Raw genomic sequence first — 23,123 nt, 5'->3', positions numbered from 1 at the left:
GTGTTATTTGTTTTTGTAAAAATAGACTAATTTTTCATTCTTTCATATTTGGAAATAAGAGAGGATTATAACATGATCACTTTGCGAAACGTATGTAAAACATATGAAAACTCAAATCAAAAAGCAGTACAAGATGTTTCTGTTCAGATTCAAAAAGGAGAGTTTTTTGTTTTAGTGGGGCCTTCAGGATGTGGGAAGAGTACATTACTTCGAATGATTGCTGGGTTAGAGAATATTTCATCAGGCCATCTTTTAATCGATGAAGTTGTTTCAAATGACTTGCAGCCGAAAGATCGTCACTTATCAATGGTGTTTCAAAACTATGCTTTATATCCGCATCTTACGGTAAAAGAAAATATTTTATTTGGTTTAAAGGTGCGAAAAATAGAGAAAACGGAACAGAGAAAACGTTTAATTGAAGCTGTTGAACTAGTTGGCTTAACTTCATATTTAAAGGCGAAGCCGAGAGAATTATCAGGAGGACAGCGTCAGCGTGTAGCACTTGCACGGGCAATTGTCAGTCAAGCACCGATCTGTCTTATGGATGAACCGTTATCTAACCTTGACGCAAAACTGAGGGCACAAATGCGCATGGAAATTCGAGATATTCAACAGCGTCTTGGCATTACAATGATTTATGTAACACATGATCAAATTGAAGCGATGACAATGGGAGATCGTATGATGGTATTAAATAAGGGCGAAATCCAACAAGTAGGGACACCGCTTGATATATATAACAAGCCAGAAAATGAGTTTGTTGCTACTTTTATTGGTTCTCCGTCTATGAATGTTGCGAATTGTCAAATTGATACGGTGCAAAATACTGCGCGTGTAGGATCTTTACGTATTCCGCTTACAGATTCGTTAGTTAGTCAATTACAGCATACAGATGTACGTATCGGTATAAGGCCAGAATATATTCGTATTGGCGAGCAGGGGCAGCCTGTTATTGTACAATCTGTTGAAGTATTAGGAAACGAATCAATTGTTAACTTTCTAGTAGACAATCACATGTGGAGTGCTAAGGTGACTGGACAATTGAAGTGTAAACGAGATGAAATTGTCCATGTACAGTTTCAAGTAGATAAGCTGCACTTCTTTGAACAATCTACATTAGAATCAGTATTGTCACATAGTGAGCAAGGGGTGGCCATAACATGATCGATGCGACGAAGCCTTTAACAAAGCAGCAAAGTGTAAGAAAACGGAATGCATGGAACCGAACATCAGATTTACGTATAGCTTTTCTATTTTTGGCTCCATCACTTATTCTATTTTCGGTATTTTTGTTTTACCCGTTGATTAAAACACTATTTTATAGCTTTCACTTAACGAACGCCCAAGGTGAAGCAAGTGTCTTTGTAGGTCTAGAAAACTATCAATATTTATTAACAGATCCTTCTTTTTATCAAAGTATAAAATCGACGTGTTTATTTACTTTATATACTGTTCCTGCTAGCATATGTATTTCTTTATTTCTAGCAGTGCTAGCGAATGAAAAGTTACGAGGAATTGGGGTTTTTCGTGTGCTTTTTTCTTCCACAATGGGAATTTCCGTGGCTGCGAGTGCGGTGATTTGGTTATTCTTATTTCATCCAAGTGTTGGCGTATTTAATAATATACTAGGCACTCTTCATCTACCTACAATTGAATGGTTAACAAGTCAAAAATGGGCATTAATCTCAGTATCTATTCCAACGATTTGGATGAATATTGGCTTTTCATTTTTAGTAATTTTAGGAGGCTTGCAAAATATTGATACGACACTTTATGAAAGTGCATCAATTGACGGTGCATCTTATTTTTATAAACTTCGTAAAGTGACATTGCCTATGTTATCACCAACTTTATTCTTTATAGCAATTGTTACGCTTATTAATGCAGTTCAAAGCTTTGGACAAATCGATATTTTAACAAAGGGTGGTCCAAACAATGCAACGAATTTAATTGTTTATTCAATTTATAAAGAAGCATTTGTGAATTACCAGTTTGGTACAGCAAGTGCTCAAGCTATCGTGTTGTTTATTTTTATTTTTATTGCAACAATACTTCAGTTTAAACTTGCGGAAAGAAAGGTGCATTACCAATGAGTTATACATGGGGACGGAAAGTATTGTTATACATATTACTTTTGCTTAGTGCAATACTTGTATTCTTTCCGGTGTTATATGCAGTTTCAATCGGATTTATGACACCTGATGATATCCAAATGCGTCATCTTTTTCCAAAGAATTTCACTTTTAATAATTTTGTTCATATTTTTGATAAAGTACCACTGCTTTTATATTTGAGAAATAGTTTTATCGTTTCAACAACTGTTATGATTGGGCAACTTATTGTATCTAGTTTAGCAGCATATGCGTTTGTGTTTTTACGATTTAAAGGAAGAAATGCAATCTTTTTCTTATTTATTTCAACGATGCTTATTCCATGGGAAGCAACGATGATTCCAAATTTCTTATTGGTTCAGCAATTTGGATGGACAAATACTTTGATGGGTTTAACAGTACCATTTTTTGCAATGGCTTTTGGAATTTTCTTATTAAGACAACTTTTCCTTACAATTCCGCATGAACTTCGAGAAGCGTCATTAATTGAAGGTGTTAGTCATTTTGGATTCCTTTTTAAAGTAGTAGTTCCGTATTGTAAAACGAGCTTTATTACGTTAGGGGTGTACGGATTTTTAACAACTTGGAATATGTATTTGTGGCCACTTCTCGTAACGAATGATGCAACATCTCGGACAGTACAAATTGGGATTAAACAATTGCAAACACAAGAAGTAGCAAATGATTGGGGAGGTGTTATGGCTGGCATTACAATTGTGATTCTTCCAACATTGATATTGTTATTTTTAGGTCAAAAACAACTACAACAAGGATTGACAAAAGGTGCGATTAAATAATGTTTAAAAAATGAGAAAAGGTGGATAAAAAACATGAAGTTAGTAAAAAAAGGCTCTTTATTACTTACAGCAGTGGCAATGGCAATGTCAGTAGCAGCATGTTCAAGTTCGCAAACTTCAGTTAAAGATTCTTCACAAGCAAAAGCTGAAACAGCACCTGTTGAAAAAAACGGAAATAAAGTTGTTGTACGTTTCTGGCATGCAATGAGCGGAGATTTACAAAAGAAATTAGATGCACTTGCAGCAGAATATAATCAGTCCCAAGATAAGTATGAAATTAAACCTGAATTTGAAGGAACATACGAGGAATTATTAACAAAATTCCGTAGTACAGCTACATCTAAAGAAGTGCCAGCGGTAGTACAATCCAGTGAAATTACAACGAAATATATGATTGATAGTAAAAAAATTACGCCTGTACAAGAGTGGATTGACAAAGATAAGTATGATACATCGAAATTAGAAAAAGCTATTACAAACTATTATTCGGTAAATGGCAAAATGTATTCTATGCCATTTAACTCATCTACACCTGTATTAATTTATAACAAGGATGCATTTAAGAAAGCAGGTTTAGATCCTGAAAAAGCACCTAGCACGTATTCGGAACTAGAAGAAGCTGCGAAGAAATTGACAATAAAAGAAGGGAATACAACGAAGCAATACGGTTTCTCTATGTTAAACTATGGTTGGTTCTTTGAAGAATTATTGGCAACGCAGGGCGGCTTGTATGTAGACAATGAGAATGGCCGTAAAGGTTCGGCTAAAAAAGCATTATTTAATAGTAAAGAAGGACAAAAAGTTTTCACAATGCTTAATAACTTAAATAAAAGTGGGGAACTTGGAAAATACGGTAACGATTGGGATGGTATGCGCGCAGCATTTCAATCTGGACAAGTAGCGATGTATTTAGACTCTTCTGCTGGTGTTCGTAATATCATTGATACATCTAAATTTGATGTAGGTGTTGCATATATTCCTCATCCAGATGGCGTAGATTCAAAAGGTGTTGTAATTGGTGGGGCATCACTATGGATGACAAATATGGTTGAAAAAGAGACACAACAAGGCGCATGGGATTTCATGAAGTATTTAACTAAGCCAGATGTACAAGCGAAATGGCATACACAAACAGGGTATTTCGCTATTACACCAGCTGCGTATAATGAACCATTAGTAAAAGAACAATATGCGAAATATCCACAGTTGAAAGTAACAGTTAATCAACTTCAGTCTACAAAAGCATCACCAGCGACACAGGGGGCATTAATTAGTGTATTTCCTGAATCACGTGATGCGGTTGTAAAATCACTAGAAGCAATGTATGGTGGAACAGATAGTAAACAAGCATTAGATGATGCAGCGAAAGCAACAGATCGTGCTATTGAAATTGCAAACAGAACAAATGGTAAAAAATAATAGATATTGTAAAGGGAAAATTCATAAGGCCACTGAAAAAGTCCTCATAATAAAAAAGTGAAAGCTTCTTCGATTTCATCGAAGAAGCTTTCACTTTTTTATAGGGCTTATCTTTTGCATTAATTGTCATTTTTGTCGTTAGTCATTGTGTTCTTTGGTTTAGACTGTTGTCGATCTTCTTCGTTTTGTTTTTTATCATCTTTATCTGTATCTTTATTCTGTGTAACAGACTTTGTATCAGCAGGAAGTCCAAGATGTTCACGAAGCTGCTTTGATATGTCAGCGATATTTTTTTGATCAGGCATGTAGTAATACGTATGTTTTGGAACATAGTTAGGCTGACAAACTTTATCTGCCGCCATATAGCAGTCTTCCCCAGCTAGTTGAAGTTTTCCAATTGAAGAATTTATACCATATTTGTAGAATGATAACATATCGTCAAATGAGAAGTTTGTTTTAAATTCCCCATTAATATCATCAATAATTTTTCCTACTTTTGTGATAGATCCAGCACTTGCTAGTTTTTTAACAATCGCTTCAATGACAAGTTGTTGACGTTGGCCGCGCATCGCATCGCTATCAATTTTACGCGTTCTTGCTAGCGCAAGAGCTTGTTCTCCATTTAGATGTTGATACCCCTTATTGAGATGAATCGCATCAGCTGTATCGTTACTATCTTGTTCTGTAAATGTAACAGGTACATCTAAGTCAATTCCATCTAAATCGTTGACAACTTTTATGAAAGATTTAAAATTAAACCTCACAAAATAATCGACCGGAACGTTGAAGAGTTTTTCTACTGATTCGATCGTAGATTGAGGCCCACTGTCTTTTCCGTTTTTTGCAACCCCGAGTGAATATGAGTTTGTAATTTTATCCTTTTTCTTCTCTACTGGAATGTATGTGTATGTATCACGCGGAATACTTACTAGTTTTACTGTTTTATTATCTTTATTAAACGTTGCAAGTAACAGTGCGTCTGGATGAAATGCACCAGAATACTCTTTTTCACGCCCTTGATTCTCATCAATTCCCATAATTAACACAGATACGTTATTGGAAACGGGTTTAACCGCTTGTTCGCGTAATTCAGACTTTTCACCACGTTCTAAATTTTGAGAGGCATTTTGAACAGCGGAAGAAGCTTTATTTACTAAAAACCAAGCGTAACCTCCACCGCAAATTAAAAACAAGACAATAATGAACATTGTAATTTTTAGCTTTTTATAGCTTTTTTTATGCTTATTTTCACGTAAATCCGTTTTTTCATCCATTTTATATGCTCCTTCATCAATAATGGGAGCTAATTTAGCCCCTGCATCAATTAATTATAATTCTTTGTTATTAAAAAGAATATTACAAGTTATTTACATTTTTAAAATTTTCTTTCTTTTTTAATAGTAAGTTAGGTTTTGTTTTTCATATATCTGTAGAAAAAAAGGTTGCCATATTTAGCAACCTTTTTTATCCCGCATTAACGGGCAGTAATACACCCACCTCAAAATTCAGCGAAAGTGTTGTCCAGTTCCAGTGGCTAGAATGTTCGGTGGCTTCGCTTCTTCCTACGAGGTAAAAAACACCTCTACGTCAGAAGCTCCATCCCCCTCACATTCTGGACGAGCCACTTCCACATTTCTTTGTTGTCCAGCTCTAGCGGCTAGAATCTCCGGTCGTTTCGCCCCCTCGGACGAGGAAAAAAGCGCCTCTCTGTCGGGTGCTCCAACGTCCTGCGATTCTGAGCGAGCCGCTTCCGCTTTTCTTAAGAAGTTAGGTGGGAGATAAACTGCCCGTAAAAGCTCGATTGGTGAGGGCTGATAATCAGTGGGGATGAAGAAAACCCCCCACTGATTAAAGTTTCACTTTATTATTCATATCGCAAGCATTCGATCGGATCTAGTTTCGCTGCTTTGTTTGCTGGAAGTAAGCCGAATGCAATACCGATTAACATGGAGAGTCCGACCGAGATTAATCCTAATTTTACCGAAACAACAAGTGGCCATGCTGCAAATATTGATACGACCCATGCAAAGAAGATACCGAGTACAAATCCGATTAAGCCGCCTAATGCTGTTAAGATACAAGATTCAATGAGAAATTGCATTAATACTTTTCCGCGCGTTGCACCGAGTGCTTTACGGACTCCGATTTCACGTGTACGCTCTGTAACGGATACAAGCATGATGTTCATAACACCGATACCACCAACTAATAATGAAATGGCTGCAATACCACCGAATACACTTTTTAAGATACCTGTGAAGTTATCAATTTCTTTTAGCAATTCTTTTGGATCTGGTACTTTGAATTTTCCTGTTTGCTCTGGTTTTTTAGCGCTGTTTAATGATTTTACAACTGCATCTTGTACAGCTTGCTTATCTTGACCAGGAGCGATTTTTACTGTGATGCCATCATACTTATTTTTTCCAAATAAAACAGGCCAGTTTTCTGCGGAGATGATACCTTCTTTTAATTCGGTGATATCACCCACCGGTCCTTTCTTAGAATATACACCGACTACTTTATAAGGAGTACCTTTTATATCTACATATAAATTTGATTCCCAGGAAGAGAATAATTTATTAAAGGCACCTTTGCTTAATACAATCGTATGTCCAGGCTTATCTAAATCAGCACTTGTTAAAAAATTGCCGTGTTCAAGTCGAAATTTAGAAGAATCATCAAAATAATCACCTTTAGCACCAGTTACATCAATATCTAAGTCTTTTTTTCCTGCATATACTTTCGCTTTGCTTCCAACATCAGGATAAACATCTTGAACACCGGGAATTTTTAAGACATTGTCATACATGCTCGCTGAAATTTTACCGTCCATATCTGTAATATCTTCTGTGCTATAGTTTACTGTAAACTGATCTTTCTTTTCTTTCCCGATTTGTTCACGGAATTTAGCATTTGTTCCATCACCGATAGAGATAATGGTAATAATCGCACTAACCCCAATAATAATTCCAAGCATTGTTAAAATAGACCGCATTTTATGAGCGAAGATGGAGGAAAGGGCCATACGTATATTTTCATTCATGTTCAAGTTTAACCTCTCCAATCTTGGACGATCTTTCCGTCACGAATTACAATTTGGCGTGATGCCGCTTCCCCAATTTCCCGGTCATGGGTGATCATAATAATGGTAGAGCCTTGTTTATTTAATTCGTAAAAGAGATCCATAATTTGTGCACTTGTTTTCGTATCAAGTGCACCAGTCGGTTCATCAGCTAAAATGAATTTCGGGTTATTCACAATTGCACGGGCGACAGCGACACGTTGTTTTTGTCCACCTGATAATTCATTTGGTAAGTGAGTTGCTCGGTCTGCTAGCCCTACTTTTGTTAATGCAGCTAACGCGCGTTCACGTCGTTCTTTTTTATCTACGCCAGCATAGATAAGTGGTAGTTCGACATTTTGCATCGCATTTAGGCGAGGGAGCAGCATAAAGTTTTGAAATATAAATCCAATTTCTTTATTGCGAATGTGCGCCAGTTCTGTTTCGGACATGTTTGAGATATTTTTCCCAGCTAACGTGTATGTGCCTAGTGTAGGTCGATCTAAGCAACCAATGATATTCATTAATGTTGATTTCCCGGAACCAGATGGTCCCATAATGGAAGTAAATTCACCTTGATTTAGTTTTACATCAATTCCATGTAGAACTTGAACAACTTCTTCTCCGTTTTGAAAAGACTTCGTGATGCCTTTTAGTTCAATCATTTAATGACAACCTCCATACCATCTTTTAAATCTTTTTCTGGTTTTGAGATTACTTGCTCACCTGTTTTTAAACCGGAAATTTTTGCTTCGCTGTCTGTTTCAAACTCAATGGTAATAGCTTGTTCTTTTGCTTTTCCGCCTTTTACAACGAATACGACGTTTTTATCACCCTTTTTCACGATACTGCTTTTTGGAACAACCATACCGTTTGCTTCACCTGATTTTGCTGTTACATAAACATGGAAGCCAGGTTGTAAATTATCATTATTATCTAATGTAATAATGAAAGGATAATTAGAAACTGTTTTGTTTTCATCTAGATTTTTCAATGGTGTTGTTCCAATTTCTGTTACTTTTCCTGTCCATGTTTTTCCTGGTACTGTTTTAGATGTAACAGAAACCTCTTGGCCAACTTTCATTTGAGAGAGTTCATATTCAGATAATTGCCCTTTTACTTTTAATGGGCCAGCAGTGCGAATCGTAATACCGCTCATAGCAGCTTTTTCTTCTGTACCTTTGTTAATGTCCTCGATTGTGCCATCTACAGGACTTGTTACTGATAGTGCATTTTCTTTTTCCTTATTATTTTCAATCATTTGATTCGCTTTTTCGACTTCAAACTTTTTTGTTTCAAGCTGCGTTTCCTGTGCTTGCACTTCTTGTTCAGCAGCCTTTAGCATTTCACTCGTAGCACCAGATTGTTTTGCTGTTTGTAGTTTTTGTTTTGATGCATCCAGTTGTTTTTGAAGGAGTGCAACTTCTTTCTCTGCTAGTTTCTTTTGCATTTCCGCATCGTTTTTTTCTAGTTTAATAGATGAGTTGTTATATTTAAATAGCATCTGTCCTTTTTTTACTTGATCTCCTTTTTTAACGGCAAGCTCATAGTTGCCTTTCGTTGGATCAAATGCAATTGTTTCGATACCGTTCGGGATGACTTCACCGCCAAATTTCTGTGCATTTTCAATTTTCTTTTCCGTTACTTTATAACCACTGTACGCCATAGTTGAGTCAGACCCGCCAGCTAACGCAAAGTAAGAACCAGCACCAATTCCGATTGTTGCTAAACCGATGATTAATATTTTCGTTTTCTTTTTCATTGTATTTTCACCTTTTCGTGTCGTTTTTATCTCTGTAACTTCTAGTATAAGGGGGAGACCAAATCTGACAAAGCGTTTTATCTTACAATAGTATTACAATTTTGTAAGGTTTAAATTAAGAGATGTAGGATTACGTGTGAAATGAATACAAATTGAAAAAAGACAAACCTCTTTTTTTAGGTGGGCGAGAGCAACTGGCCATGCATAGCGGCGATTTATATAGAAGGCTCTTCATAAAGAAACAAAATGAACGAATAGTTTACAGAAAATATATACAATTGTAAAAACTTTTTATAAAATGGGAGAAAAAGGATTGGAGTTAGGAGAATATGGCAAAGAGGGTGTTTATACATAGTTCGGAAGTCATTGTGCAATTTTTCTTATCGATTATCGGAATTATTTGTGTAGGAGCGTTACCCGGTTTGTTTCAAGGTTTAAAAATAGATTTTCATAAATATGTAGAAACGATTAAGATGGTATGCAATAATTTGGTGCATCTATCATCGATGACGTATATACCAACTAGTAATAGCGAACGGCCACTATTTCCACAACTATTTATCCACTATAAAGAAACCATGATTATTTTTTTAGCGGCTTTTTTCATTTCACTTTTGATTGCTTTTCTCATTGTCTATATTGTTTTACGAAGTGATGCTAGTGTTCAAAGGAAAATTAAATCATTTTTACTCTTTCTTGAATCTATTCCAGATATTCTTCTTATTCTCGGCTCACAGCTTTTCGTCATTTGGATTTTTAAACAAACAGGTATTTTAGCTGTAAGTATTGCAGGAACGGGAGACCAATCAGTTCGAGGGTTACCCATTATTTGTTTAAGTGTACCGACAATGATTATGTTTGTGAAACTAGTCTTACTGCGTTTTGAAACCGAGCTTGAAAAAGATTATGTCCTATTCGCAAAAGCAAAAGGGCTGGATAAGCTTTATATTTTAAATCATCATGTTTTACGTAATGTGTTATTAAGTACACTCTTTTTTGCGAAAACGAACATTTGGTTTATGTTATCTAATTTGTACATTATTGAATGGATATTTAATACATATGGCATGTTTGTATTTGTAAGAGAAGCAGCTGAGAAGGATTTTACAACAGGTATTCCTCTGTTTACAGTTAGTTTGCTGTTACTTTACATACCTATTTTTATTATTTTTAAGCTGTTTCATTATTTTGTTCCAAATGCAATGAAAGAGAGGTTATAAAATGTGGCAACATTTGAAACGTGATAAGCGCTTTTGGATTAGTAGTGCATTCATTACTATATTTCTTTTGTTAAGCATTGGAAATACAATTTTTAATGATGGACAGATTCGGAAGGTGTCCATTCAATTTAATAAGGAAGGAATACCAGAAGTACCCCCATTTCCCCCTTCGTTTCAGTTTTTACTGGGGACGGATAGAAAGGGATTTGATTTATTAAACTTAGTAATTGAAGGGGCAAAATGGACAATCGGAATCTCCATACTCATCGCCTTGTTACGGATTGTATTTGGAGTTTGTTTCGGTGTTTGTCTCGGTATGTACGTAAAGAGAGGGTTTACAAAATTAGAGGCTTTTTTTGATAGTTTTACAATTATTCCAATGGTTATGATTGCAGCCTTTTTATTACGACTTGCGATTACATTTGGGAACGGTGAAGCAACGTCAACTTTTTTTGAACGAGCTTCGTTTGAAATTATTTTATTAACGGCACTCGCAGTTCCGACCATTTCTTTGTACGCTGCCAACGAAATTCGTAAAGTATTAACAGAAGAATTTATTGATGCTGCTAAAATTTTAGGAGGAAGTAAGCGACATCTTCTTATAAAACACGTGTTTCCACATTTGTACTCAACTTTCATCATTGTATTTATGCAGCAGTTTGTACAGACCCTTATTATTTTATTGCACCTTGGTTTATTGAATTTATTCTTTGGGGGAACGGTAAGCTTTTATGGAGGAGAGACCGATTCTTTTACTCATGAATGGTCAGGATTAATTGGGGTATACTTTCGGTCTTTAGCAGTGCATCCATGGATTCCGCTTGTACCGATTACTTGTTTTGGATTAACGATTTTTTCAGGGAATATGATTGTGAAATGTATTCAGGATGCGGTGGCGAAAGCAAAACTAGGAGAGAGAACAGAGCAGGAAGAAGTAGAAACGGCAAAACCTATATCACAAATGAAGGAAGAGTTGTTTATGTTTAAGCATACGATGTAAGAGCTTGAACCCCTTAAACCCCTCTTTTTTAGGTAGGTGAGAGGGACTGGCCATGTGTAGGAGCGGTCAGGGCCTGTTTTGTGTAGCGGTGATTTATATGTTGAGAAATTAAAATAATTTTATATATGGGTTGGAAAAATGATTTAAACCCCTCTTTTTTAGGTGGTTGAGAGGAACTGGCTGTGCGTAGAAGCGGTCAGTTCCTCTTTCTTTCGAGCGGATCATGTTGTCTCTTCATAGCAGTGACGTATATGTTGAAAAATAAAATTGTAAAAGAGGGTTCTACATTGAGAAATGCAATAAGATAAATTTACAGAAAATATATACAATTGAAAAAATATTGTATAAAATGGGAGAAAAAGGATTGGAGCTAGGAGAATATGGCAAAGAGGGTGTTTATACATAGTTCGGAAGTCATTGTGCAACTTTTCTTATCGATTATCGGAATTATTTGTGTAGGAGCGTTACCTGGTTTGTTTCAAGGCTTAAAAGTAGATTTTCATAAATATGTAGAAACGATTAAGATGGTATGCAATAATTTGGTGCATCTATCATCGATGACGTATGTACCAGCTAGTAACAGTCCAATTGTAAGTAAAATTCCAATTACAAAACCATTATTTCCACAACTATTTATCCACTATAAAGAAACGATGATTATTTTTTTAGCTGCTTTTTTCATTTCACTTTTGATTGCTTTTTTCATTGTTTATATTGTTTTACGAAGCAACGCTAATGTTCAAAAGAAAATTAAATCATTCTTACTTTTTCTTGAATCTATTCCAGATATTCTTCTTATTCTCGGTTCGCAACTTTTTGTCATTTGGATTTTTAAACAAACAGGTATTTTAGCTGTAAATATTTCAGGGGTAGGAGAAAAAGCCGTTCGAGGGTTACCGATTATTTGTTTAAGTGTACCGACAACGATTATGTTTGTAAAACTAGTATTACTGCGTTTTGAAACGGAACTTGAAAAGGATTATGTTCTATTTGCAAAGGCAAAAGGACTGGATAAGTTTTATATTTTAAATCACCATGTTTTACGTAATGTACTATTAAGTACGCTTTATTTTGCGAAAACAAACATTTGGTTTATGTTATCCAATTTGTACATTATTGAATGGATGTTTAATACATACGGCATGTTTGTATTTGTAAGAGTTGCTGCCGATACGGATTTTGCAACAGGTATTCCTCTGTTTACAGTTAGTTTGCTGCTGCTTTATGTACCTATTTTTATTATTTTTAAGCTGTTTCATTATTTTGTTCCAAATGCGATGAAAGAGAGGTTATAAAATGTGGCAACATTTGAAACGTGATAAGCGCTTTTGGGTTAGTAGTGCATTCATTACTATATTTCTTTTGTTAAGCATTGGAAATACAATTTTTAATGATGGGCATATTCGGAAGGTGTCCATTCAGTTTAATAAGGATGGAACACCAGAAGTTCCTCCATTTCCACCTTCGTTTCAGTTTTTACTTGGAACAGATGGAAAGGGATTTGATTTACTAAACTTAGTAATTGAAGGGGCCAAATGGACAATTGGAATCTCCATACTCATCGCATTGCTACGGATTGTATGTGGAGTTTGTTTCGGTGTTTGTCTCGGTATGTACGTAAAGAGAGGGTTTGCAAAACTAGAAGCTTTTTTTGATAGTTTTACAATTATTCCGATGGTTATGATTGCAGCTTTTTTATTACGACATGCAATTAAATTCGATAACGGCGAAGAAATGTCAACTTTTTTTGAACGAGCTTCGTTTGAAATTATTTTATTAACGGCGCTCGCAGTTCCGACCCTTTCTTTATATATTGCAAATGAAATTCGTAAGGTATCAACAGAAGAATTTATTGATGCTGCTAAAATTTTAGGAGGAAGTAAACGACATCTTCTTATAAAACACGTGTTTCCGCATTTGTACCCAACCTTTGTCATTGTATTTATGCAGCAGTTTGTACAGACGCTTATTATTTTATTGCATCTTGGTTTATTGGATTTATTCTTTGGGGGAACGATAATGTTTTATGGAGGAGAGACCGATTCTGTTACTCATGAATGGTCAGGATTAATTGGGGTATACTTTCGGTCTTTAGCAGTGCATCCATGGATTCCGCTTGTACCGATTACTTGTTTTGGATTAACGATTTTTTCAGGGAATATGATCGTAAAATGTATCCAGGATGCGGTGACAAAAGCAAAGCTAGGAGAGAGAGCAGAGCAGGAAGAAATAGAAACGGCACAATCTTTATCACAAACGAAGGAAGATTTGTTTGTGTTTAAGCATACGATGTAAGAGCTTAAACCCCTTAAAACCCTCTTTTTTAGGTAGGTGAGAGGGACTGGCCGTGTGTAGGAGCGGTCAGGGCCTATTTTTGCCCCGTGCGAGGTTTTAAAACAGAGGTAGGGAACGAGAGCAGGGCATGTTGTGTTTTGTGTAGCAATGACTTATATGTTAAAAGCAAAATGAAAAGACTAGGGATTCCTAGTCTTTTCATTTTGCAGAAACTTCACCTTCTGTTTGTGTTTGCGGAATGAAGTAGCCGACAATACCACCGATAATTGCGGGAACAATCCAGCCAACTCCTAATTTATAAAATGGAATTGTACTTGCAATAGATGTAATGGCAGATGGCATCATGCCGATGTTATCAAGGGCATGAATGCAGCTTATAATAAAGGCTGCAATCATGGCGCCGACATACACACTAGGTTTTCTTTTCGTATATTTATCAAGAAACGATACGAAAATTAAGATGATTGTAATTGGATAAAGGATGATTAATACTGGTAGTGTAAGTTTAATTAATAAGCTTAATCCTAAGTTGGAAATGATAAAGCTAAAAATACAAACCCACAATACGAGTTTTTTGTATGATACATTTGTTAATACGTTCGAAAAATAGTTTGCAAATGCACTAACAACACCAATTGCTGTCGTTAAACAAGCGAAAATGATGGCAAGACTTAATAATATGTTACCGCTTGTCCCAAATAAATGGTACATAATCGTTGCTAATAGCTGGCCACCGTTTTCAACTTGTCCAAGTAGCCCGTTCGATGCTCCGATATAACCTAATGCAAAATAAATGACTGTTAAAAATAAAGCCGCAATACTTCCGCACATAATCGTATATTTCGTAATTGCTTTTTTATCATGTACCCCATTTTGACGAATCGCATCTACAACAATGTTAGATAATACAAGCGCTCCAATCGCATCTAATGTTAAAAATCCTTCTAAAAAACCTTTAAAAAAAGGAATTTCTTTATAGTCACCAATAGGAGTAGCAAACGAGCTTGTTGGTGAAAGAATCGCTTTCGTCGCCATTACCGCAATAATAACAAGTAAAATAGGTGTTAAAATTTTTCCGATGTGATCCACTAGTTTGGAAGGGTTTAACGATAAGAAGTAGACAATCGTAAAGAAAATTCCTGTAAAGAGCAACATAGAATACCAGTGATCTTGAAAAAGCGGTGCAATGCCGATTTCGTATGAAACAGATCCTGTACGCGGGATAACGAACAGCGGGCCAATAGAAAGGTAAATAATGATGGCAAAAATCGTTGCGAATTTTGGATGAACACGACCTGCTAGGCTGTTGAAGCTGCCTCCTGATAATGCAACTGCAACAATTGCTAATAGTGATAAACCGACATCGGTAATCACAAATCCTGAAATAGACACCCACATATTCTCTCCAGATGAAAGACCAAGTAAGGGCGGGAAAATCATATTACCAGCACCAAAGAAAATCGCAAATAGCAATAAGCTAATGGAGAGAATTTGGGATGGCTTTAAAGTTGTACGCATTCTATAAAAATCCTCCTAGATGGTTTTTGTCGAAAATTCAAATAATTTGTCGAATCGATGTTTTTATTTTAATGGTCTGATGATTAGAAAGCAACAGGTAATTATTAAAAAATTAATAATTGATTCACTAAGTTGAATAATCATTCTAAGGAGGGAAGGATACTTATCCCGCATTAACGGGCAGTAATACTCCCACCTCAAAATTCAGCGAAAGCATTGTCCAGCTCTAGCGGCTAGAATCTCTGGTCGTTTCGCCCCCCTCGGACGAGGCAAAAAGCGCCTCTCTGTCGGGTGCTCCAACGTCCTGCAATTCTGAGCGAGCCGCTTCCGCCTTTCTTAAGAAGTTAGGTGGGAGATAAACTGCCCGTGCATAGAAGCGGTCGGTTCCTTTTTCTGCCACGTGTGATGGTGAAACAAAGGGAGAATTTAAATGATTTAAGGCGAATAGAACAATATAATGCACATACCGATTACAGTATGTGCATTATATTTTAAAAATAAATTTGTCTGTCTCGTTCTTCTTTTAATATTTCGACCGCTTCTCGAAAGCGCTGAGAGTGAACGATTTCGCGTTCTCGTAGAAAGCGTAATCCATCGTTTATATCAGGGTCGTCGGACATATTAATGAGCCATTGGTATGTGGCCCTTGCTTTTTCTTCTGCGGCGATGTCTTCATATAAATCTGCAATTGGATCTCCTTTTGCTGTTATGTAAGTTGCTGTAAATGGAGCGCCTGCGGCATTGTGATAGAAAATAGCGCTATCGTGATCAGCGTAGTGGGCATCAAGACCGGCAGCTATCATTTGATCAGGTGTGGCATCCTTTGTTAATTTATATACCATTGTCGCAATCATCTCAAGATGTGCAAACTCTTCCGTTCCAATGTCTGTTAATAAACCAATCACTTTGTCAGGAATGGTGTAGCGCTGATTTAAGTAGCGCAGGGCAGCAGCTAATTCGCCATCGGCACCGCCGTATTGTTCAATTAAATATTTGGCGAGTTTTGGATTACAAGTACTTACCTTTACAGGATATTGCAATTTTTTTTCGTAGATCCACATATTTTTCCCACCTTTATCCCGCTATTCGTGGGCAGTAATACTCCCACCTCAAAATTTAGCAAAAGCATTGTCCAGTTCCAGTAGCTAGAATGTTCGGTGGCTTCGCTTCTTCCTACGAGGTAAAAATCACCTCTACGTCAGAAGCTCCATCCCCCTCACATTCTGGGCGAGCCACTTCCACATTTCTTTGTTGTCCAGCTCTAGCGGCTAGAATCTCCGGTCGTTTCGCCCCCTCGGACGAGGCAAAAAGCGCCTCTCTGTCAGGGGCGTGGGCGTCCTGCAATTCTGAACGAGCCGCTTCCGCTTTTCTTAAGAAGTTAGGCGGGAGATAAACTGCCCGTAAAAGCCCGATTGGTCGGGCTAATAATCAGTGGGGGATGAAGAAAACCCCCACTGATTAAAGTTTCACTTTATATTTGCCATGGCCAAGGTCCTTTACTCCATTCCCAAGGAGCTTTTGAATAACTATTACCGAACTGTTGAAGAGGTCCGTATTTTTCTTCAATTTGCTGTTTCAATAGTCTCCGTTTATAGGAAAAATCGTTAAATTGTTTAATGGATGTAACATCATCAGGATGGGTATCTAAATATAGAGTCAGTTCTACTAGTACAAAATCAAGTTCCTGCATTTCTTCCATCCATTTATAAAATTCATCAGGAAGTGGTTGCGCCACGATGGTGTCACCGTCCTTTTTTATAAGGATTTTCATAATAATCATATAAAGCAGGCCACAATGTCCCTTTTTTTAATGCTTCACTCGGAGAAAATTGTGGTAAGTTTACTGGCTGAAATCCCATAAATAAATGAGGGGGAGTAAAGTAGTATTTCTTTCCGATTGGTGGACATGGGTCTTGTGGACTGTGATAAGGTGTGTATGACCTCACTGATTTATCCAACCGATACACCTCCTTTGAAAAACATCGCTATTATGTATTGTATTCAAACATAATTATCATTTATGACTCATATACAAAACTAATAGATGAGAAGGGAGAAGGCGGATAAGATGACTCATTCTGTTGTGTTAGAGGTGAAAGATTTAAAGAAGACATTATATTTTTATGAAGGTATATTAGGTTTTCGGCCAAGCATAGAAAGGCCGCAATTAGATGTACCTGGTGTGTGGTATGATGCAGGGGAAATGCGAATTTGTTGTGTTTTAAATAAGGAAAAAGGAGTTACTAAGTGTGAACAATTTCTTCCGAGAATCGAAGTGAATATACAATCCCATGAGGCGGAGAAGTTACTGAAAAAGTTAGCTTACTATCAAGTAATGTACACAGAAATAGAAGATTATATAGAGAAGAAAAAAGTGATATCTGTTTATGACCCTGACTGGCATATAATTCAGTTGCAATTGCCGCATGAGAGCGGGGCCTACTAAAGCTATATATAAGCAAGGGGTGTGTGAATATATAATTGTGAGGGGGCAAATATGATGGATCGAGCTTATGAAGAAAATGCATTATTCGAGCATCGGTTTTGGTTAAGGATTTTGGAAGATCATGCTCATTTTATAACGGATGCTTTAGCTCCTAAAGAAAAAGAAGAAATCGAGCGAGCAATGTATTTTATACAAAAGTTTGATGAATTGAAAAAGAAAATTGGAACTACTGACTTAATTGCACTTGCAAAAGAGGCAAATGAAGCAGCAAATGAAATAAGAAAGTTTAAATTGCATATTTTACATAAACAATTAGAAGGGAAAATTTCTATTCATTTAACACCGACATTTTTTAATCACATGGTTAATGAAGTCGAAGAATACATAACAATACTGAAACATTTAATGGAAGGGAAAGTACCTCCCCTTTTTCACGAATTACATCATCATCTCCTTTGGCTAATAGATGCAGCCGGTCATGCAGAAGCCATGTCTACCGGACTAGATTCTGTCGAAAAACGTTTAAAAGAAAAAAGTGAAGAATATGAAAAACATTTTGAACAATTGTATATAAAAGCTGTTGAAATGACAGGTTATTTACGGACAGAATTAGTATCTTTCCCTGCTTTAAAGAAGTTCACAAAAGATGTTTCGCTGGAAATTACTTTATTTTCGCACTTCCTTCGTGAACTAGAAGAGTTAGAGTTATCGGGACAAATGCTAAGCTCGCTTTCGGGGAGAATGCCAGATCATATGGCAAGAGAAGAGTGTTATTATCTATTAAAACTTGCACAGTCTTCGGGAGTAGAGATTCCGAATTGTAAATCTTTTTAGGAGAATAACTATGTACATTACAAACCTTTTCTTTTTTGATGGGCGAGAGGATCTGGCCAGGCATAGAAACGGTCAGGGCCTTTTTCTGCCACATGCAGGGTTTAAAACAAAAGGAGAAATTTATGTTTTGTTTAGCATAACGGCGACTTATAGGTTGAAAATTAAAAACGGATTAATAATCTAGTACTAATCAAATCATTGACTTTTTAAGTGAAACCTTTTAACATAGCGGTATAAAACATGTATATAAAGGGGAGTAGCTCTTGCAGCAAAGTCGTCATTACAGGGAGAAACCCTCGGCTTTGTTGGCAACAATCGTGTTGTTAGTGAGACCTTTACCAATCATGGTAAGGGCCCCTTATTGTCTTTTTAGGACCTTTATCATTTCGGTAAAGGTCCTTTTTATATACTGCAATTGGAAAACGAGAGAGGAGAAAGAATATGAGAAAGTTGTGGAAAAGAGTACGTCTAATCTTTCAAGTACGTAAATTTATTCCGTTTTTAGGTGAATTCTTTCTATCGAAGGATGTTGAATTGAAGAAGAAAATGCTTTCTATCTTATTCTTATGTGGATATGTCATGTTTCCGTTTGACATCGTTCCAGATTTTTTATTGTTTTTTGGTGTGCTAGATGATGTAGCGGTAATTTTGTTTATTTTGCAGTGCATTGTGAAGATGGCTCCTATTCATTTACAGGATAAATATGGACTAATAGAGTAGGAGAAAGATAGATGGAACAATTGATTTTAGATTTTATTCATTATTTAAAACAATTTTCTTATTTTGGTGTTGTTTTCGCTTTAACGTTTGAGTTTGTCCCAGCTGAAGTTATATTGCCGCTCGTTGGATATTGGGTATATGAAGGTGATATGAATTTTTGGGTTGCAGTTTTAGCAGGTACAATTGGAGGAACGACAGGACCGTTAACATTGTATGCTTTAGGATATTACGGAGGCCGTCCTCTAGTCATCAAATATGGAAAGTATTTCTTTATGAAAGAAGAACAGATTCAAAAGGCAGATCATTTCTTTGCGAAGTATGGTCCTGTCGTGGCATTTACAGGGCGATTTGTTCCAGGTGTACGTACACTTATTTCGATTCCATGTGGTATGGCGAAAATGAATATTTGGCAGTTTATCATCTATACATTTGTTGCGATGTTCCCATTAACAGCGCTGTATGTTTATGTTGGAATGAAGCTTGGTCCGCATTGGCACAAGGCTGGTGCTATGGTGGAGCAGTATATGCTGCCGGTGTTAGGAATTATTGCTGTTTTCTTAATTGGGTTTGTGATGTACAAGCTGATTAAGAAGAAAAGTCGAGGAGAAAATTGCCTTTAAAATATAAAAAGTGTTTGCCTAGAGTAAGTAACAAAAGCTCCATCAATATATAGAAAAGAATCAGCTATCTATAGTAGATTGTTGATTCTTTTCTTTTTCTCTCTAACCTATTTTTAATATATATTCTGTTTCCTGTTTTTTGAAATTGCAATCTAAATTTTTGGAGAGACATTTTTTGTATCTAGAAAATGATTTTGAAAAGTGAGATAGGTTATTGAATCCTACGCTGACCGGTAGTATAAGCTTACAGCCTTTGTGCACCCCCCCCTTTGGAAGGAGGGTTATGATTTCACTGCAATAATGCAATAAAATGCAATAAATTAATACTATTTTAATACCTTTCTAAATTTACGACCAAAAGAAAGAACCATACCTGCAAGAACCATCAATACACCCATTGCTGCACTGTTATTTGTACTTGCACCCGTTTTTGGAAGCTCTTTATATGTATCTTCTTTTTTATCAGAAGTACCATTGTTTGAGATATTACTGTTACCATTATCAGAGCCATTACCGTTGTTATTACCATTATCAGAACCGTTGCCATTATCTTTTTCTTTCACAACTACTTTTTGTGTTGCAGTAACCTCATGACCTGCGGAGTCTTTAACTGTGTAAGTTAATACGTAAATACCTGCTTTAGAAGTATTTACTTTACCGTCTACTGTTACTTTAGAAGTAATGTCGCCATCTTCTTTATCAATAGCTGATACCCCTGCCATTGGATCGAATGAATCTCCTACATTAATTGTTGCTCCAACAGGTACTGTTAACTTCGGTTCCATATCTGGAGTTTCTCCATTTTCTTCTACAATTACAGACTGTGTCGCTGTTGCATTAACTCCTTGAGAATCGACAATTGAATATTCTACAATGTATTTACCTGGTTTAGAAGTATCTACTTTACCTTTATATTTAACTTTACTCGTTAAATCGCCATCTTCTTTATCAACTGCTTTTACACCTTTCATTGGGTCAAACGTATCACCTACATGTAGTGTAGTTGTAAACGGTACAGTTAACTCCGGCGCTTGGTTTTTCGCAGGTTTTTCTTTTTCTTTCACTGTTACAGTTACTTCTTTTTCTGACCTATTTCCACTCTTATCTGTTGCCACTACGGTTACTTTCACTTTTCCTGCTTTTGTGAAGTCTGGCTCTTCTTTAAACGATAAGACTGGATTTGGATCCTTGTTATCTTTTACTGTTACAAGGTCAGACGGTGTTAACTTGCTACCTACTTCTACCGTTACATTTTCTTTCGCTGTTAATACTGGAGTTTCTTTATCTGTTTCTTCCTCATTTCCATACTTATAGTTGAGTCCTAATGGTTTATTTGCAAGATCTAAGAACTCTTGATGTTTTGATGCAAATGGTTCTTTTTCTAAATCAATTTTTGTATTTCTAATATCTAGAAGTGGTACCAAATATACAAAAGGTTTCATTTTAAAATCTGTTTGGATACTTTCAAGATTTGTATTAGAAATATTCAAATGTCCAAATGTAGAGTTTGGGGCAAACTTTAAAGAATTTAAATTATTCTCAGAAACATTCAAATGATGAATTTTATTATTTTTCACTACGGATACAGTTTCCAGTTTATTTTTTGAAACATCTAGAGATTCTAGTTTATAATTATTCTCCAACGAAACTGAATTTAATTTATTTCCAGAAAGGTTCAAAGATCTTAAGTCCGAATTTTTTTCTAATGAAATAGATGTCAATTGATTGTTCTCTGCAAATAGTGCATCTAAATTTTCCAACATACTTGTGTCTAATTTTGTAAGATTATTATCACCTACAAATATGTTAGATAATTTAGGGTTATTTGAAAAATCAATATTTGAAATCTTGTTTTTTTCAATATACAGATCCTCTAAATCCTTTTGATTAGAGATATCTATTTTAGTAAGTTGATTATTAGTAAAAATAGCAGCAACAAGTTCTTCATTGTTACTTAAGTCAATACTTGTTAGTTTGTTGTTTTCCATCCATATATATTTAAGTTTTTTGTTAGCACTAAAATCAACTTGAGATATATTATTATTATTTAAATATACAGCTGTAAGTTCAAAGTTATTTGAAGTATCAAGAGTTTCCAATCCTACTGCTGATGCATCAAACATGCTCAACTTTGGATTTTTACTAATATCAATGGTTTTTATTCTATTGGAGTTTGGTGTATCCTTATAATCGTTGAAACCAATAAATAACAATTCTAGATTAGGGTTGTGACTTACATCTACTTCAGTAAGGTTATTTCCCGCAACACCAAGGGTTCTGAGTTTCGAAAATGATTTTAAATTAATAGTTTTAAGCTTATTTCTGTCTAAACCTAGACTCTCTACATTCTTAAATATCTCTATTCCAGTTGCATCTGTTATTCCTGCCTCAGCTAAAACAAGTTGTGTCGTCTGATTAATTTCATCTTCAGTTAACGAATCCGTCACAGATTTTCCAAATTTATTTGCAATAGCTTTTGCTAAATTTGCATCTGGAAATAATTCTAAAATTTTCCCAACTTCTTTAACTTTCTCACTAGCATTTTGAAGTTCTTCTTTTCCAACGATTTTCGGTGCTTTCTCTACAATCTTTTCTTCAGCATCTTTTAACTCATCTATTTTTTTATCTTTAACAGTATCTTTTTTATTAGCTTCATTTTTTTTACTATTTGTTTCGTTTTTTATTGAACTCTCATTTACATTTGTTTTTTTCTCAACAGGTTGATTTGAATCACCCTGAACTTTTGATTCCTGTTTCTCTTGTTCTGCTACTTTTTTTGAATCAGTTTCTGTCTTATCTTCTTTATTTAATAACGCATTCTTTTCAGTTTCTTGTTGTACTACAGGATTTTCTATTTTTTTTTCTGTAGTTTCTCCATGTGCAACTGATGGAATCATCGACAAGCATAAGACTCCACTTGCCCCCACTTTAATTACAGAGCTTTTTAATGATTTTTTCATGTCCAAATCTCCTGTTCCAAATATTATATTTACCATACGATTAAATTTTATAATTTTTCTAAATATTAGTAAACATTATTTTACGAATTATCTAAATATTGGTTCATCACCAAAAGACGGGGGTGACATATAGATAGATGTACACTCCACTCCGAGTGGACGCTTTCCGCGGGGTCTCACTTTCCTCGCTATTCCCGCAGGAGTCTCTACTCACAGTGAAGTGTATTAAAATGATTCATTTTCAAAAAATCAATCCTATGTTACGATGATGAACCTTTGTTTTACAATTTTTTAACATTTTTTTACCTTTCCTTTATACTAGTTTAATAACGTTTCGCTAAAATATTCTTGTATTTTACA

At 35.7% G+C, this 23,123-nt stretch carries 21 protein-coding genes; 12 read left to right on the top strand and 9 right to left on the bottom strand.

Features of this window, described 5'->3' with window-relative positions; genetic code table 11:
* Positions 1-72 precede the first annotated feature (72 nt).
* Genes MR076_RS17625 through MR076_RS17610 form a run of 4 tightly spaced genes read left to right on the top strand, consistent with a single transcriptional unit; the run spans position 73 to position 4,327 of the window.
* On the top strand, positions 73-1,164 hold the full coding sequence (locus MR076_RS17625; RefSeq protein WP_242222674.1) for an ABC transporter ATP-binding protein: 1,092 nt from the start codon (positions 73-75) through the stop codon (positions 1,162-1,164).
* A complete protein-coding gene (locus tag MR076_RS17620; protein WP_242222673.1) occupies positions 1,161-2,093 on the top strand; it encodes a carbohydrate ABC transporter permease in 933 nt (310 codons plus the stop codon). Before MR076_RS17625 ends, MR076_RS17620 begins: the two co-directional genes overlap by 4 nt.
* Positions 2,090-2,908 carry a carbohydrate ABC transporter permease gene (locus MR076_RS17615; protein ID WP_242222671.1) on the top strand — a complete coding sequence of 273 codons (819 nt, stop codon included), beginning with the start codon at positions 2,090-2,092 and terminating at the stop codon, positions 2,906-2,908. The genes MR076_RS17620 and MR076_RS17615 overlap by 4 nt, the downstream gene beginning before the upstream one ends.
* Before the next feature lie 33 nt (positions 2,909-2,941).
* On the top strand, positions 2,942-4,327 hold the full coding sequence (locus tag MR076_RS17610; RefSeq protein ID WP_242222669.1) for an ABC transporter substrate-binding protein: 1,386 nt from the start codon (positions 2,942-2,944) through the stop codon (positions 4,325-4,327).
* A gap of 119 nt (positions 4,328-4,446) precedes the next feature.
* Here the strand turns inward: MR076_RS17610 and MR076_RS17605 are convergent, their stop codons facing one another.
* The 4 genes from MR076_RS17605 to MR076_RS17590 form a co-directional block, all read right to left on the bottom strand.
* Entirely contained in the window at positions 4,447-5,601 is a 1,155-nt protein-coding gene (locus MR076_RS17605) for an LCP family protein (RefSeq protein ID WP_242222668.1), read from the bottom strand.
* A gap of 590 nt (positions 5,602-6,191) precedes the next feature.
* Complete coding sequence (locus MR076_RS17600) at positions 6,192-7,376, bottom strand: ABC transporter permease (protein WP_242222667.1); 1,185 nt, start codon at positions 7,374-7,376, stop codon at positions 6,192-6,194.
* Between the two features lie 2 nt (positions 7,377-7,378).
* Positions 7,379-8,053, bottom strand: a complete 675-nt coding sequence (locus MR076_RS17595) for an ABC transporter ATP-binding protein (protein WP_242222666.1) — start codon at positions 8,051-8,053, stop codon at positions 7,379-7,381.
* Complete coding sequence (locus MR076_RS17590) at positions 8,050-9,150, bottom strand: efflux RND transporter periplasmic adaptor subunit (RefSeq protein ID WP_242222665.1); 1,101 nt, start codon at positions 9,148-9,150, stop codon at positions 8,050-8,052. Before MR076_RS17590 ends, MR076_RS17595 begins: the two co-directional genes overlap by 4 nt.
* 329 nt (positions 9,151-9,479) lie before the next feature.
* On the opposite strand from MR076_RS17590, the gene MR076_RS17585 reads away from it, so the two are divergent.
* The 4 genes from MR076_RS17585 (at position 9,480) to MR076_RS17570 (ending at position 13,665) form a co-directional block, all read left to right on the top strand.
* The gene (locus tag MR076_RS17585) at positions 9,480-10,370 is read left to right on the top strand and encodes an ABC transporter permease subunit (RefSeq protein WP_242222662.1); all 891 of its coding nucleotides are present in this window, start codon (positions 9,480-9,482) and stop codon (positions 10,368-10,370) included.
* Between the two features lies 1 nt (position 10,371).
* On the top strand, positions 10,372-11,370 hold the full coding sequence (locus MR076_RS17580; RefSeq protein ID WP_242222661.1) for an ABC transporter permease: 999 nt from the start codon (positions 10,372-10,374) through the stop codon (positions 11,368-11,370).
* 380 nt (positions 11,371-11,750) lie between these two features.
* On the top strand, positions 11,751-12,665 hold the full coding sequence (locus MR076_RS17575; protein ID WP_242222658.1) for an ABC transporter permease subunit: 915 nt from the start codon (positions 11,751-11,753) through the stop codon (positions 12,663-12,665).
* A gap of 1 nt (position 12,666) precedes the next feature.
* Positions 12,667-13,665: an ABC transporter permease gene (locus tag MR076_RS17570; protein WP_242222656.1), complete on the top strand. Its 999-nt coding sequence runs from the start codon at positions 12,667-12,669 to the stop codon at positions 13,663-13,665.
* Between the two features lie 198 nt (positions 13,666-13,863).
* Here the strand turns inward: MR076_RS17570 and brnQ2 are convergent, their stop codons facing one another.
* From brnQ2 to MR076_RS17550, 4 genes are all read right to left on the bottom strand, one after another.
* Positions 13,864-15,183, bottom strand: a complete 1,320-nt coding sequence (gene brnQ2 / locus MR076_RS17565; protein WP_242222654.1) for a branched-chain amino acid transport system II carrier protein BrnQ2 — start codon at positions 15,181-15,183, stop codon at positions 13,864-13,866.
* Between the two features lie 491 nt (positions 15,184-15,674).
* On the bottom strand, positions 15,675-16,244 hold the full coding sequence (cotJC, locus tag MR076_RS17560; RefSeq protein WP_242222652.1) for a spore coat protein CotJC: 570 nt from the start codon (positions 16,242-16,244) through the stop codon (positions 15,675-15,677).
* A 410-nt stretch (positions 16,245-16,654) separates the two neighbouring features.
* Positions 16,655-16,918, bottom strand: a complete 264-nt coding sequence (locus MR076_RS17555) for a spore coat protein CotJB (RefSeq protein WP_242222650.1) — start codon at positions 16,916-16,918, stop codon at positions 16,655-16,657.
* Between the two features lie 7 nt (positions 16,919-16,925).
* On the bottom strand, positions 16,926-17,141 hold the full coding sequence (locus MR076_RS17550) for a spore coat associated protein CotJA (protein ID WP_242222646.1): 216 nt from the start codon (positions 17,139-17,141) through the stop codon (positions 16,926-16,928).
* 110 nt (positions 17,142-17,251) lie between these two features.
* Here MR076_RS17550 and MR076_RS17545 point away from each other — a divergent pair, with 110 nt between their 5' ends.
* From MR076_RS17545 to MR076_RS17530, 4 genes are all read left to right on the top strand, one after another.
* Complete coding sequence (locus MR076_RS17545; RefSeq protein ID WP_242222644.1) at positions 17,252-17,629, top strand: VOC family protein; 378 nt, start codon at positions 17,252-17,254, stop codon at positions 17,627-17,629.
* Between the two features lie 54 nt (positions 17,630-17,683).
* Complete coding sequence (locus MR076_RS17540) at positions 17,684-18,463, top strand: DUF2935 domain-containing protein (RefSeq protein WP_242222642.1); 780 nt, start codon at positions 17,684-17,686, stop codon at positions 18,461-18,463.
* 441 nt (positions 18,464-18,904) lie between these two features.
* On the top strand, positions 18,905-19,183 hold the full coding sequence (locus MR076_RS17535) for a YkvA family protein (RefSeq protein WP_242222640.1): 279 nt from the start codon (positions 18,905-18,907) through the stop codon (positions 19,181-19,183).
* An 11-nt stretch (positions 19,184-19,194) separates the two neighbouring features.
* Positions 19,195-19,803, top strand: a complete 609-nt coding sequence (locus MR076_RS17530) for a DedA family protein (protein ID WP_242222637.1) — start codon at positions 19,195-19,197, stop codon at positions 19,801-19,803.
* A gap of 326 nt (positions 19,804-20,129) precedes the next feature.
* Here MR076_RS17530 and MR076_RS17525 read toward each other — a convergent pair whose 3' ends face one another.
* Positions 20,130-22,763 (bottom strand): immunoglobulin-like domain-containing protein, encoded by a 2,634-nt coding sequence (locus MR076_RS17525; protein WP_242222635.1) that lies wholly within the window; start codon positions 22,761-22,763, stop codon positions 20,130-20,132.
* Between the last annotated feature and the right edge of the window lie 360 nt (positions 22,764-23,123).

This window comes from Bacillus cereus group sp. BfR-BA-01380 (genome assembly GCF_022663535.1).
GTDB classification, from domain to species: domain Bacteria; phylum Bacillota; class Bacilli; order Bacillales; family Bacillaceae_G; genus Bacillus_A; species Bacillus_A cereus_BB.
This window is presented reverse-complemented; position numbering and strand designations above follow the sequence as displayed.